Genomic DNA, 14,409 nt, shown 5'->3' on the forward strand with positions numbered 1-14,409 from the left:
ATGAATCCGAAGGAATCGACTGGGGACTCATCGCACGGCAAACATGCAATCGTCATCGGCGCTGGGATTGCCGGTTTGACCGCGGCGAGGAAATTGCATCGTGCAGGTTGGCGCGTGAGTATCCTCGAAGCTCGCGATAGGATTGGCGGCCGAATCCAAACCGATGCGATAGACGGATTCCTTCTAGACCATGGCTTCCAAGTCTACTTGACCGCTTACGAAACAGCCGGACAGGAGTTGGACCTGTCGAGTTTAAGATTGCGATGTTTACCCGCTGGAGCATGGATTCAGCTGGGAGGCAAGCGGTATCGTGTCGGCGATCCACTTCGTTGCTCGATGGGGGCGATCGTACGGGATTGCATCTCCACCGCGTTGGCGCCGATCGGTGGACTGCGGGACAAACTGCAGATGCTCCGGTACAGAAGCTTGATGCAAAACCAGTCGAATCTCGACATCAGCCATGACGCGAGGGTCCCAGCGAGGGATCGGTTGCGCCAATTGGGCTTCTCCGATCGAATCATCCATAGCTTTTTCAAACCTTTCTTCGGCGGGATATTCTTGGAGCCCGAATTGGCGGTTTCGTCCGATAGGATGGACTTCGTATTCAGGACATTTTCATTGGGATTTGCTGCATTACCGCAACAGGGAATGGGTGCCATTCCTGAGTCGATCGCGCAAGACCTCCCCTCCGGTTCCCTGCACACGAACACGACGGTGCAGCATGTTGAAAAGGGACGCGTCACACTTTGCGATGGTACGAAGCTAGAGGGGGATGCTGTTCTCGTTGCAGTAGAGCAACCCGCTGCCGATCGACTGCTCGGGCTACAATCCTCGTGCCACTTCCCTCCCCGTTCGACATGCACCCTTTACTATGCGGTCGAGAGACCTCCGTTGCACGATTCCATGTTGCTGCTCAACGGCGACGGCGTTGGTCCTGTGAATCATTTGTCCTTTGTAAGTTTCGCGCAGCCATCCTATGCACCGAAAGGCCTGTCGCTGGTCAGTGTGAACACGATCGGCAACGCGGAAGAATTCGACATGCCGCTGGAAACATCGGTACGAGAACAACTCACCGATTGGTTTGGATCGTCGGTGGCGACGTGGCGGCATCTCCGAACCTACCGTATCCCCTACGCGCTGCCGAATCAGACCCGCGAAGCGATAGATGAGACTCCGGATCCGCTCGTCTCGGATGGGATTTATCGATGTGGAGATTACTGCGTAAGCGGTAGCATCGAAGGTGCTGTGCAAAGCGGTCTGCGAGCGGCAACCAAGATACTTGCCCTCTAACTATTTGCTATGCAACCACTACCGATCGATTCCTATCTGCATGAGATCCTCGACGCCGTGCGCGGCCATCCAATCGTCGTGGTCGAAGCTCCTCCGGGTTCGGGGAAAACGACGCGAGTTGCGCCATCGCTTCTCGAGATGATTTCTCAATCGGGAACTAGTGGGCGGATCTATCTGCTGCAACCGCGTCGATTGGCAGCCCGTTCGGTTGCCGAACGAATCGCGCAAGAGAGTGCGTCTACGATCGGTGAGAGGATTGGGTATCAAGTTCGATTCGATCACCAAATCAGCCGCAATACCCAACTGATTGTGGCAACCGAAGGGATACTCCTGAGGCGTCTTCAATCCGATCCTGCGTTGGAAGACGTCTCCATAGTTCTGCTCGATGAGTTTCACGAACGTTCACTCGATGCCGATCTACTACTAGGAATGCTTCGTCGCGTCCAAGATACAGTGCGGGAGGATCTGCGGATCGTCATCATGTCTGCTACCTTGGACATCGATCTCATCCGAGAATCGCTGGGCGAGATTCCGATCATTCGAATTGAGAGCAGGACCTTTCCGGTTCGGAATCTTTACAAGCCGATGAACCCAAGGGACCGTATGGTCGATCATCTAGTTCGGGTTGTCAGCGACTCCGTCCAGCAGTACGAAGGTGATATCCTCGCTTTCCTGCCGGGAGCTGGCGAAATACATCGCGCCGCCGAGGAACTGAACAGGACCTCTGTGGCGCGCGATTGTGATGTGCTGCCCCTCTACGGTGCGATGACGCTGGAAGAGCAGTCTCGCGTCGTGCAAACCGGGCCTCGCCGCAAAGTGGTGCTCGCGACCAACATTGCTGAAACATCGCTCACCATCGAAGGGGTTCGGGTCGTAGTCGACAGCGGGCAAGCCCGAGTGATGCGATTCACTCCGGATGTAGGCTTGGACCGTCTTTGTTTGGAGAGCATCAGTCAAGCGTCGGCGACGCAACGAGCCGGTCGCGCAGGTCGCGTCGCTCCGGGGACGTGTATCCGTCTGTGGTCGGAAGCGGCCGACCGCGCTAAAGCTGCGCATTTGGAACCAGAGATTCGCCGGTTAGACCTCTGTTCGGCCGCGTTGCAATTGTACGCATGGGGTGAGGGGGAGTCGGAGGACTTTCCGTGGCTCGAAAAGCCCAGGGAGGATGCTTGGGCTGCGGCCAAAAAGCTATTGGAATGTCTTGGAGCGATATCTCATGGCAAAATCACGCCCATCGGAATCCAGATGTCCCAACTGCCGATCCATCCACGATTGGCGAGGATGGTGCTCGATGCGGCTGAGCGAGGTTGTTTGTCACGCAGCGCGTTGCTCGCTGCGATGCTCGCGGAACGCGATCCTTTCGATCGCCGCGAGCAGCGGGACCGGTCGCCTTCGATTCACACCAAACATACGTCCAAGTGGTTCAGCGACTGTATGGAGCGATTGCTGATTCTAGAAAGTGCTCTCCATCGGCAGCCATTTGAATCACCTTTTGGCGAGCTCAACTTTAGCGCACTGAGAACGATCGCCAGCGCAGCCGAACAGATCTCGACGCAAACAAGATCTCTCCTGGAAAGAGATCGAGCGCATGACTGCGATCAAAACACTGCACCCGAGGCGATTCTGCAGTCACTCTTGGCGGGCTTCCCCGATCGTTTGGCTCGCCGCAGGCAAGCGGGTAAAAGCAACGGATTGATGGTAGGGGGAAAGGGTGTATCACTGCATCCGCAGAGCGGGGTCTTAGAACCCGAGTTTTTCCTGTGCATTGAAATGGATGGTGGGAAGGGAAGCGACGCGATCGTTCGACAGGCGAGCGGCGTCGAGGTCGACTGGATTCTGGACAAACTGGTGACATCCGAAGAGTGCTTCTTTCACCCAAGCCAGAAACAGGTCGTTGCACGCAAGCAGACGCGTTGGTTGGATTTGGTCCTGCAAGAAACGCCGACTGCCATTTCTGATAACGCGAAAGCCAAAGCGATCTTGATGCAAGGGGTACGTCAGTATTGGGATCAGGCCTACCCGAAGGATGACGAGAGTCTTTGCGGATTCATTGAACGCGTACGATGTCTGCGGGAGTGGATGCCTGAGTTGGAATTACCTGAGATCGGGTTGCCTCTACTCGAGGAGGTAGCGGAAGAGCTTTGCGATGGTAGAAGATCGCTGTCGGAAATCCGGAATGCGCCTTGGCTGGACTGGCTGCGTGCCAAACTCACACCCGAGCAATTGCAGGCGATCGAGAGAGAGGCGCCAGCGCGAATCCAAGTTCCCAGTGGGAGCCAAATCAAGATCGAGTACGAACAGGGCAAGCCGCCGGTGTTGGCAGTGAAAATTCAGGAGGTCTTTTCCTGGCGAGCAACACCCCGCATCGCGAGAGGAAGAGTGCCGCTATTGCTACATCTACTCTCCCCTGCGATGCGTCCCCAACAGATCACCGATGACCTCGCTTCGTTTTGGGCAAATGGTTACCCCGAAGTCAAGAAGGAGCTTAAACGTCGATACCCGAAACACTCGTGGCCTGATGATCCGGCTAACGCAGAGCCTGGCAGGAAATAGTCTTCAGACAGGCCCTGGTCTGATCCCCACTTTTGGCATTTTGGCTAACGGTTTGCTGGGATATCAAACGTTGCGGACTGGGCTTCTTGGACCATCGCAATGGGAGCTGGCTCCGATCGACCGAAGGCTTGTTTGCCAGGTGCCGAGTGGATCTGGATTGGAACCGATTCCGTGGTTTGCGTTGTGTCGGTATCGATCATTGGATCCTCCAACGATTCCAGTTCGTCGACGACGAAGTCTCCGGGACGACCACCACCCCCGAGCGCCTGATAGGCTTTGATAACCGCTCCGAGTTGCTTCTGCTTTGTATTGATCAATACCAATCGCGTTTCCATCATGTCCCGCTGAGCCAGCAGGACTTCGATGTATTCCCCCCGTGCATTCTGGAAGAGTTTGGTTGCATTGTCGACCGACGATTCCAACGACTGCAGTTGCTGGGTCTTGACCTCGAGGCTTCGCGTATAGTTCTCGACCAAGGAGAGTTGATTAATGACTTCGATGTGGGCATTGAGAACGGTCTGTTGGTACTCGTAGACCGCTTGCAACTGGCGAGCGTTCGCATTGAGATAGTCTGCTTTGATCGCGGAGCGGTTGATGAGAGGGGCGACAAGTCCACCGGCTGCGTTGTAGATCAGCGATTCGGGACTTGAGAAGAGATACTTGGTGTTGAACGCTTCGTAACCCACACCCGCCGATAGGATGAGTGAGGGGAAGAATTGAGCGCGGGCAACGCGGACATCGAGCCCCGAGGCAGCGACTTCCCTTTCTGCCTGACGGATATCCGATCGGTTGAGCAGTTGCTGAGATGGAAATCCGACTCCGATCGCAGGCAGGTAGAGGGAAAGGAATTCAACACTGGGGCGATCGATCTTTTGCGGGAACCGACCAGCCAAGTAATTGATTCTATTCTCCGTCTCCGTGATCTCCTGTTGGATGATCAGCTTCTCGCTTTGATTCTTTTGCACTTCCGCCTGAAAGCGTTGGACGGCAAGCTCTGTACCTCGCGCCGCATCCTTCAGGGCTTTGGCGGTATCCAAGCTTTGTTGTTGGATGGCGATCGTTCGATCGAGTGTTTCGAGTCGATTGTCGAGAGCGAGCAATTCGTAGTAGTTTTCGGCAACTTCCGCCACGACGCGAGTGACCACATAGTTTCGCCCGGCTTGCGTTCCCAGGAATCGCAGGGCCTGAGCATCGCGGGCATTGCGCAGCCTGCGCCAGATGTCGATCTCCCAAGTAACATCGGCGGCAATCAAGAAATTGGGGAGAGGCTCGGGAAAACCTTTCCCAGGGGCTGCTTGGAGCTGGTCCTCCACAGCACCGTCGCGTGTGAAGCGGCTTGATTTCTCGATGCCAGCGGAGGTTCCGATCGAAGCAAAGGGGAACAGCAGGCCTCGCCTGGCTCGATATTCATTGTTGGCGATGCGGATGTCCTGAGCGAGAATCTTAAGCTCTTGGTTGCCCGCGAGCGAATCGGCGATCAATTGATGCAGGGTGGGGTCATTGAAAAATTCCCGCCAACCCAAGCATGCGGAGTTTTGATCGCTCACCATTCCTTGAGCTGGATCGTTATTGCGGTCGAAGGTCTGTGGCAGGGGACGCATCGATTCGGGCCGGCAGATTTCGGGAATCTTGCACCCGGGAATCAATGTCGTTCCCGCAATCAATGCAGCGAAGGCGTTTCGCTTAATTCGTCCGTTCCAAGATTTCGAATAACGGCTCATCATGTTCATCCTTGATTAACTTCCGCCCCTCCGCCATCTTAGCGAAGAGGTAATAAAGTCCCGGAATCACAAGGACTCCGATGACCGTACCTAAAAGCATTCCCCCCACCGCGGTGGTACCGATGGTTCGGTTTCCAATTGCACCCGGGCCGGTCGCCCTCACCAGAGGTACCAACCCTGCGATGAATGCGAACGACGTCATCAAGATAGGGCGAAAGCGAAGTTTCCCCCCTTCGATGGCGGCGTCCTTGATAGGAACTCCTTCTCGGTTTCGCTGGATCGCAAACTCGATAATCAAGATTGCATTCTTACCTAGCAAACCTACCAACATCACCAATCCAATTTGGCAATAGACATCATTCGCCAGTCCCATCGCTTGCAAAAACAAGAACGAGCCGAAGATCCCAACAGGTAGGGAAACAATGACCGCCAATGGGAGGATAAAGCTCTCGTATTGCCCCACCAAAACCATGTACACGAAGACCACAACGATGATAAATATGTACACCGCTGTGTTTCCGCTCTTGGCTTCATCGTAGGACAAGCCTTGCCAGTCGATTGCGTAACCGCGAGGAAGGGTTTCCGCCGCGACTTCTCGAATGGCAGCAATAGCTTGCCCGCTACTGTAGCCGGCCGCCGGAGAACCTTGAATCGGTGCCGACGGATAAAGGTTGTATCGACTGATTTCATTGAGGCCTTGCTTCTTTTTCAGTCGCATAAAGGCCGAGTAGGGAACCATTTCCCCTTGGTCGTTCTTCACAAACATGTTTGCGAAGTCTTCGGGGTAGCGTCGAAACTCTGGCGCCGCTTGCACATACACCTTGTAGAATTGGCCGAAGCGAACGAATCCTTGCTCCCACGTGCTGCCGATCACGATCGACAGGTTATTCATTGCCTCCCCGATCGATACCCCTTTTTGCATCGCGATATCATTGTCGATGATGATCTCGTACTGGGGATAGTTTCCTGCGAAGAAGGTAAAGAGACCTTTTAATTCCTTTCTCTTCGCGAGGGCCGCCATGAATTTGTCGGTGACCCCCCCGAGAGCTTCATAGTCTCCCGAATTCGTCTTATCGAGCAGATTCAAGGCAAATCCCCCCGCTGCACCAAACCCTGGAACGGCCGGTGGTTCGAAGAACTCCAATTTGATATTAGAAATCTCTCGTCCTTTTTCCTCCAAAGCCTCAATGATCTGTTTCGAAGTTCTCTTTCGGTCCGCCCACGACTTCAAGTTGATAATACACGTACCCGCGTTCGATCCACGACCTTCCGTGAGCACTTCATAGCCTGCAAGCGAGGAGACCGACGAGATTTCATCCAACTCTTCGCAGATTGCTTGTAGTTCCCTCGCTTTGGAATTGGTGTACTCCAAGGTCGAGCCGGGAGGCGTTTGGATCACCCCATAAATGATGCCTTGATCCTCCAGCGGGATGAACCCGGATGGAAGAACATGATTCACCATATAAATACCTATGGAAAAGGCGGTGATCACCAGCATGGTCAAGGTCCGAAACGTGACGATTCTCCGGAGAATCGCAGCATAGGCATTGGTGATGCCTTCGATGATCTGATTGATTCCCGCGATGAAGATGGCCATCGGACCGAGAGCAATTTTCTCAGCGGGGCGTCCGCGTGACATAACAGATCGAATCGTCAACATCATCCAGATTGTGGTCGCGATCCCAATCAATTGGATTCGGATAGGTGTGAGCATAAACATGTCATGCGTCGCATGGATGATCGACTCCAGACTAAGGAATCGGACCATGCCGTAACCACATGCCGCACTCAAGAGCAGGATCCAGATCCAGCGGGCGACGAATCCAGCTGTTCCACCTATACCGCCCAGGAGCTTATCCATGTAGACGAAGAATCGAGGGATAAGTCCCTTGGGGGCATCCCCATGTCCATGCGGCTTGAGAATGATTGCGCACAACACAGGCGTCAGCGTCAACGCTACGACCCCCGAGAGCACGATCGACATCGCCATGGTCAAACCGAACTGCCGATAGAAGACTCCGACCGGGCCTGTCATGAAGGTGACTGGAATAAAAACGGCGGTCATGACCAACGTGATCGCAATAATGGCGCCGCTGATTTCATGAACAACCTCTTTAGTGGCAGCGTAGGGAGAAAGATGCTTCTCATGCATCTTTGCGTGGACCGCCTCGACGACCACGATCGCATCATCCACCACGACCCCGATCGCTAGCACCAAGGCGAAGAGCGTGATGAGATTAATGGACATCCCGAACATCAGCAGAAAGAAGAAGGTACCGATCAAGGAGACGGGAACCGCAAGGGTAGGAATCAGCGTGCTTCGGAAGTCACCTAAGAAGAGGAACACTACCAGCGACACGAGAATAAAGGCTTCGACCAAGGTGTGAAGAACTTTTTCGATCGATGCCTCAAGGAATTTTGAAACGTCATAGCTGACTTCAAAGTCCATACCAGGTGGGAACGAATCCTTTTTGATTTGCTCGAGCCGCTCCTTTACCTTTTCAATAACGACAGTTGCGTTAGAGCCTGGTGTCTGTTTCAGCACAATCGCCGCCGAAGGATGCCCATCGATATCCGAGTACAAATCGTAGAATGATGACCCCAGCGAAACGGTGGCGACATCTTTGATCCGAACGATCTCTCCATTTGGATTGGCACGCAAGATGATGTTCTCGTATTGCTCCGGCTTGTTGTACCGGCCAACCCATGTCAGAACGTATTCAACAGTTTGCGAAGTTCGACCCGTGGCTTGTCCAAGCCGGCCGGGTGAGCCGATCATACTCTGCTCTGCGATGGCCTTCATGACGTCATCCGACGACAGGCTATAGGCCCGCATACGATCTAAGTTCAATTCCACGCGCATGGCGTAGGCACGGTTACCTAAGATGCTCGCACGGCCCACCCCTTGAATCCGTTTGATCTCGGGCAGAATGTTGACGGTCGCGTAGTTATAGAGAAAGTTTTGATCGACACCGGGCTCGGTACTGTAAACGTTGACATACATGAGCATACTCGACATGTTTTGCATGACGATGATGCCTTCGCGGTCGACGATGGGTGGCAAATTGTTACGAACCGCTTGAATCCGATTGTTCACATTCAAGACGGCGACGTTGGGATCGGTGCCCGGTTCAAAGATGACCTGAATCGTCCCCTCCCCTGCACTCGTCGCGTCACCGATCATGTAACGCATGTCCTGGACACCATTGATGGCTTGTTCCAGGATCACCATCACCGAGTCAACCAGCACGTTGGCGCTGGCACCAGGATAGGAAACGGATACGACGACGCTAGGTGGTGCTACCGATGGGAATTGTGAAATCGGTAGCGATTGGATGGAAAGTCCGCCCATAAACAGGATGAGCAGAGAAATAACAATAGCCAACGCAGGGCGGTGGAGAAATCGTACAAACATGTTCGCTCTCTCCTATTCTGCTCTGTTCTTGAGGTTACGAAGCACTTCGCTGGGGTCGCGGAGCTCGTATTCCACCTTGTCCCCGACCTTCACATCTCGAACCCCTTCGAGAACGATCTTCGTCCCGCTGTCGATCCCACTCTCGATGACGAAGATATCTTCCAATTCGGTTTTGATCGTAATTTGCTTTTGCTGGACGACGTTGTTTTCGTCGATCACATAGACATAGCGATTCGCGAGAATTTCAAAGGTCGCACGCTGAGGGATCACCGTCGCATTGAGCAATTGGCGATGGATAAGAACATTCCCCGTTTGGCCGTGACGCAAAAGTCCTTCTGGATTGGGAAAGTCCGCCCGAAACGCGATGTTCCCGGTCTCGTTATTGAAGTCCGCCTCGATAGCTCCAATTTTTCCTGGCTGATTGAATTTGGAGTGATTTGCCAACACGAGCTCGACGGACATTTCAGGATCGTGCTGAGCAACTTGCGCGCGGTATTCCAAATAGCGTGCTTCAGGGACGTTGAAGTAGACCCACATGGTGCTGTTGTCGGAAAGGGTAGTAAGAACGTCCCCTTCGGATACCAAACTACCTTGCTGGTTTCTCAAGCGATCGACGATCCCTGGAAACGACGCACGGATGATCGTGAAGTTCAACTCGGCTTGTGCCAGCTTCACTTGAGCTTGAGCCTTCGCAAGCTTGGCCTCCGCCAACGCGACTTCTTGAGCCGATACCACCTTCTGCTCGAAAAGCCGTTTGGCGTTGTCGAATTCGATCTGCACCAGCTTGGCTTCCGCAATATCTGTTTCCAACTTCGCCTGGAACACAGGAGGGAGGATCCGAAAGAGCACATCTCCCTGTTGAACCTGTTGCCCCTCTCGGATGAAGATCTCCTCGAGATAGCCACGCTCCAACGCTCGAACTTCGATATGTCGGCACGAGTGGATCTGGCAGACATAGGATTGCGTGCTAACAACATCGCGCGATACTGAAGTGGTCGCTACGATTTTGTGGGTGTGATGACCATGCGCGGCCTCCCCGTGTTCCGCTGCCCCGTGCCCGGCTGCCCCGTGGGAAGAAGGGCCGTGTTCCGATGCCCCCCCAGTCGCCGAAGCATGCCCCTTCGAAGGGTGTTCATGATCGTCGTCGTCGTCATCGTCGTCATCATCGTCATCATCGTCATCGTCGTCATCATCGTCATCGTCGTCTCGATGTTCACCTTGTTTCGCGTGGCGACCGGAATCGCCAGCGAGCTGGTTTTTAACCGCGTCGCAGCCGGGGAGTGCAATGAAGACAAGGAACAGAAGCAGGAGACGTTTCAAGGATCGTCGCATGGTAACGGAGCGATTGGTTTTCTAGGTGCAGCGGGACCAGCGAGTCGATGGAATACTGGAGACACCCCGGTCTGCAGGTGATGCAAACTCTGGTATGCAACCTTCGGACCAATAGCAGGCTCCCAGGGCTCGCAGCTCGATTTGCATCGCGACGCCAGATGGATCCATCGCGATGAATTGCTGTTATTCCCTGCAATTCTTGCCATTTCGGGATGCCATTCGTTTCGGTCTCCCAAGCATCGCAGTCGATGAATTCATCCTCTTTTTTGACAAATCCCGTGAACATCGAAAAAAACCTTCAAGGCTCATGCAAAGAATTGCACTTCCCGTGCAAACAATGGCAGGGCAAGCGATCTTAGTGACCTTGGTCCACGGGAAGTTGGATGGTGAAAGTCGTGCCGGTCGTTTCGGTTTGAAAATCGATTCGACCGTCGTGCTGTCGAACGATCTTTTCACAGATGGCGAGCCCCATTCCGATACCGTCCTTGCGCGTGGTGAAATAGGGATTGAAGATCTGGTTTCGGATCTCAGGGGGGATTCCGTTTCCAGTGTCGCTAATTTGGATTTCCAACATTTCCAAGTCGCAGGCTAGATGGAATCGGAGGGTCCCCCCATCGGGCATCGCCGCCACGGCGTTCAAGGCTAGATTCAGCAAAACCTGTTCCAGCTTTGCACCATCTGCGATGATCTGTGTCGTGGAATTCTCATCGCATTGAAATTCGATCGTGACCTTCTTGTTCTCCGCATCGGGGCGCAGAAGACGGATTAGCTTTTCAATCAGATTAGCGACATCGACAGGCGCGTGACGAATTTCGTCGATGGATGCGTAGTTTCGGAATCCGTCGAGCACCTCGCTAATTCGCTTCACCTCCGTATTCAAAATTTCGAGGGTCTCGTTGATATCCGCCGTTCGAAATTCTTGAGGCAGAGACTCGCAAAGGAGTTGAATATGAAGTGAAAGGGCGTTGAGGGGATTCTTGATTTCGTGCTGGAGACCGGCTGCCAAGGAACCGAGACCGACATAGCGTTCCATTCGCCTCAATCGCTCTTCCATAAATGCCTTTTCCGTGACATCGCGCACGTGGATCACCATCCCAACTTCCTCCTTTTGTCGGTTGCGAAGGATTGTACAGCCGGCCCGGTACGTTTTTCGATGGCCTTGGCGAAGGATCTGATAGTCTCGGTCTCGAATGGGTTGATGATGTTCAAGAAGCTCACGGCAGATGGATGCTAGCAAGGCGTGTTCCGAACCGAGTCCTTCAATCGTCTGGATGAGCCCCGTGTAGCTGCTTCCCAGCAATTCCTCACCGCGAATATTCAAGCTAGTGATGCGTCCCTCCATGTCCGTGGTCATGACTCCCGCATCCATACTGGCCAAGATATCCGTTGACAAAACCTTTACGTCTTGAAGATTGCGTTCGCTGCTGAAATAACCGCGGAGGACCAAGGAAAAGGCGATTCCGGCCGCGATGACATTCAAGACCAAGAGAAAGGAAAGGCTTCGTTGTAATCCAAGTTCACTGGATAATTCCCCTGCCACCTCGAGATCGCTTCCTTGCAAATGACTGACGAGTCGAGCCACAATCGCTTGCTCATGTCGAACATTGAGGAGCACCCAAGCGGTGACGATCAGCGCAAACAAGCTTAAAAGCCCGAGCACAAACGCAAACGCTTTAACGCTCCGGCTGCTGTTGGTCTCAAACATAAGCAGTCAAAAGGCTGGTCGGGGAATGAGGGAATAGTTGCGAAGCGGATCCCACGGGGCGATCCGTGGGCCCGACGAATCATACCTGTACGGACAGCAAGCTGCTCGGGCCCATACAAATTTCAAGGGGAGCTATAGGAAAACGATTGCAGAACCTGCAGTCGTTCGTTGCAGACACGGCGTCGCCAGAGGACGACAGGTACCTTTCTTGCGCTGGTGGCATGTCCCGCGCGATTGCAATTTCCAGCGAAGGAGCGAGTTCCTGACGTTCTTCCTGTTTCTACTCCATGTGGCACGCCACCTGCTTCTCAGTACAAATCCCACGGAGATCGGAATAGGCGATTCGATTTGAGTTCGACTTGCCCGTCGGTCTTCAGAATGGATGGTCGGCGGGACGGTCGGTACGATTTATTCGATGAACAGGGAGAGCAATATGTTTAAGTTTCGCGCTTCGATCCTAATTTCCTTTTTAACCGCAATGCTAGGTTCGGAATGGACGCAACCAAGCGTTACTTTGCGAAGCCAAAGTGCACGGCAGGATACCACGGCAGGTCCATTGCAGTGCAGCGAAGAAGAATGTGAAAACCTGAGAATCAAGCTCGACGCGCAGCGTCAGATGGGACACGAGCTTCGAGAAGGCTAGTGCGGAACCGAAACCCTGGTTGTGCATGGTAGTATTGAAGACGGCAACGCTGAGAATGGTAGCGCTGAGAACGGCAGCGCTATCAACAGTAGCGACAGGCATGGTAGCATCTTTTAGTGCATACCATGTCGGCTCATCTTGTAATGCAACGTGCGAACGCTGACACCTAGCAGCTTCGCGGTATGCTCGCGGTGCATTTGGCATGCTTCCAAAGCGGCTTGGATCGTGACCTTTTCGCATTCATCCAATGCTTCCGCGAGCGACGTGGGTTGCGTGGGATTAGGACGAGAGGCTTTGCGCAAGTCGGAGGGCAAGTCCGGTACATCGATCACGTTGCCGGCACCGACGATGACCATCCGTTCGATCACGTTGCGAAGTTGGCGCACGTTCCCTGGCCACGGGGACGACGTGAGGATCTGCATGGCCTCGGAGGAGATCGTCTTGAGATCCTTCCTGTGACGGCTGCAGAAATGCTCGAGAAAATGTTGCACGAGCAGTGGGATGTCTTCTCGTCGCTGTCGCAACGGAGGGACTTCGATCGGAATGATATTCAATCGATAAAAGAGATCCTCGCGAAACGTTCCGTCATCGATGAGGTCTTGTACGGAGCGATTGGTAGCAGAGATGATGCGCGCGTCGGACTGCAACCGGTTCTCACCGCCAATGCGATTGAACTCCCCTGTCTCCAGCACGCGGAGCAAATCGACTTGACTCTTCGGTGACATCTCGGTGACTTCGTCGAGAAACAAAGTCCCCCCGATCGCTTGCTCGAAACAGCCCGGTTTTTGACGGATGGCCCCGCTGAAGGCCCCTTTTTCATGGCCGAACAACTCACTCTCCAGAAGTGTTTCAGGGAGTGCTCCGAGATTCACAGCGATGAAAGGACCGTTGCTTCGATCGCTGAGATCATGGAGCGCACGCGCGATAAGCTCCTTGCCTGTTCCACTTTCACCATGGATCATGACCGTCGCTTCGGTTGCCGCAACCTGACGAATCTGTCGAAAAACCTCCTCCATGGCCGCCCCACCCGCGACGATTCGAGATATTTCGCCCGACTCCGCCAATTGGTGGCGCAGCAGCGCGTTCTCGGTAAGGAGTTCAAAGTGCAATCGCGCTTTGCGGACTTGCTGACGAACCAAATTCAAATCGACGGGCTTCAGAATGAAGTCGAAAGCCCCCGATCGCATGGCGTCCACTGCGGTTTCGACCGTTCCGTGGGCAGTGATCACAATGACAGCCGTCTGCGGTCGCAAATGAATGATTTTTCGGAGCAGCTCGAGCCCTGTCATCTCACAGTTCAGCCGGACGTCGACGATCACGAGAGCATGTTCGTGCGTTTGGAATTTCTCCAGTGCCTCGATCGCGCTCCCTGCTGTGTCCACCACGTCGGCTTCCGTCGCTAACCCCTTGGCGAACCCTGAACGGATGTTCGGTTCATCATCCACAATCAATACGCCGAATCGTCCCGCTCGTTCCATCCTCGTCCCAACCTTTTCCAGGCTTGTTTCGCTCTGCATTTCCTCACCCGCCGCTGTTCGCGAGGTTCATCGACAAAACGAAACTCTATCGCATAACTCGTACCAATCGAATCGGGTGCGCGCCGGCCACTGTTTCTTTGCACGCACTAGGAGAAAACGCAGGAGATTCCTGAGTCTGCGCCCCGTCCAAGTGATTCCGATTTTTTCAGTTGCCCCATTCTAACCGGGCGGCACTGCAAGGAATTGCACGTGCATGCTGATTTCTGCATCCT

8 protein-coding genes are annotated in these 14,409 nt (G+C 54.0%); 3 read left to right on the plus strand and 5 right to left on the minus strand.

Annotated features, from left to right (window positions below; all coding sequences use genetic code 11):
• Both VN12_RS02345 and hrpB read left to right on the plus strand, forming a co-directional pair.
• A complete protein-coding gene (locus VN12_RS02345) occupies positions 1-1,290 on the plus strand; it encodes an NAD(P)/FAD-dependent oxidoreductase (RefSeq protein WP_146675327.1) in 1,290 nt (429 codons plus the stop codon).
• Positions 1,291-1,299: 9 nt separating this feature from the next.
• Entirely contained in the window at positions 1,300-3,843 is a 2,544-nt protein-coding gene (hrpB, locus tag VN12_RS02350) for an ATP-dependent helicase HrpB (protein WP_146675328.1), read from the plus strand.
• Between the two features lie 44 nt (positions 3,844-3,887).
• On the opposite strand, the gene VN12_RS02355 is transcribed toward hrpB, so the two are convergent.
• The 4 genes from VN12_RS02355 to VN12_RS02370 form a co-directional block, all read right to left on the minus strand.
• Complete coding sequence (locus VN12_RS02355) at positions 3,888-5,567, minus strand: TolC family protein (RefSeq protein WP_240491295.1); 1,680 nt, start codon at positions 5,565-5,567, stop codon at positions 3,888-3,890.
• Positions 5,527-8,979 carry an efflux RND transporter permease subunit gene (locus VN12_RS02360; RefSeq protein ID WP_146675330.1) on the minus strand — a complete coding sequence of 1,151 codons (3,453 nt, stop codon included), beginning with the start codon at positions 8,977-8,979 and terminating at the stop codon, positions 5,527-5,529. The genes VN12_RS02355 and VN12_RS02360 overlap by 41 nt, the downstream gene beginning before the upstream one ends.
• A 12-nt stretch (positions 8,980-8,991) precedes the next feature.
• Positions 8,992-10,311 carry an efflux RND transporter periplasmic adaptor subunit gene (locus VN12_RS02365; RefSeq protein WP_205855169.1) on the minus strand — a complete coding sequence of 440 codons (1,320 nt, stop codon included), beginning with the start codon at positions 10,309-10,311 and terminating at the stop codon, positions 8,992-8,994.
• A gap of 355 nt (positions 10,312-10,666) precedes the next feature.
• Positions 10,667-12,016, minus strand: a complete 1,350-nt coding sequence (locus tag VN12_RS02370; RefSeq protein WP_146675331.1) for a two-component system sensor histidine kinase NtrB — start codon at positions 12,014-12,016, stop codon at positions 10,667-10,669.
• A 433-nt stretch (positions 12,017-12,449) separates the two neighbouring features.
• Here VN12_RS02370 and VN12_RS02375 point away from each other — a divergent pair, with 433 nt between their 5' ends.
• On the plus strand, positions 12,450-12,659 hold the full coding sequence (locus VN12_RS02375) for a hypothetical protein (RefSeq protein WP_146675332.1): 210 nt from the start codon (positions 12,450-12,452) through the stop codon (positions 12,657-12,659).
• Between the two features lie 113 nt (positions 12,660-12,772).
• Here the strand turns inward: VN12_RS02375 and VN12_RS02380 are convergent, their stop codons facing one another.
• Entirely contained in the window at positions 12,773-14,137 is a 1,365-nt protein-coding gene (locus VN12_RS02380; protein WP_146675333.1) for a sigma-54-dependent transcriptional regulator, read from the minus strand.
• Between the last annotated feature and the right edge of the window lie 272 nt (positions 14,138-14,409).

It is taken from the genome of Pirellula sp. SH-Sr6A, assembly GCF_001610875.1.
GTDB lineage: Bacteria > Planctomycetota > Planctomycetia > Pirellulales > Pirellulaceae > JBKCUI01.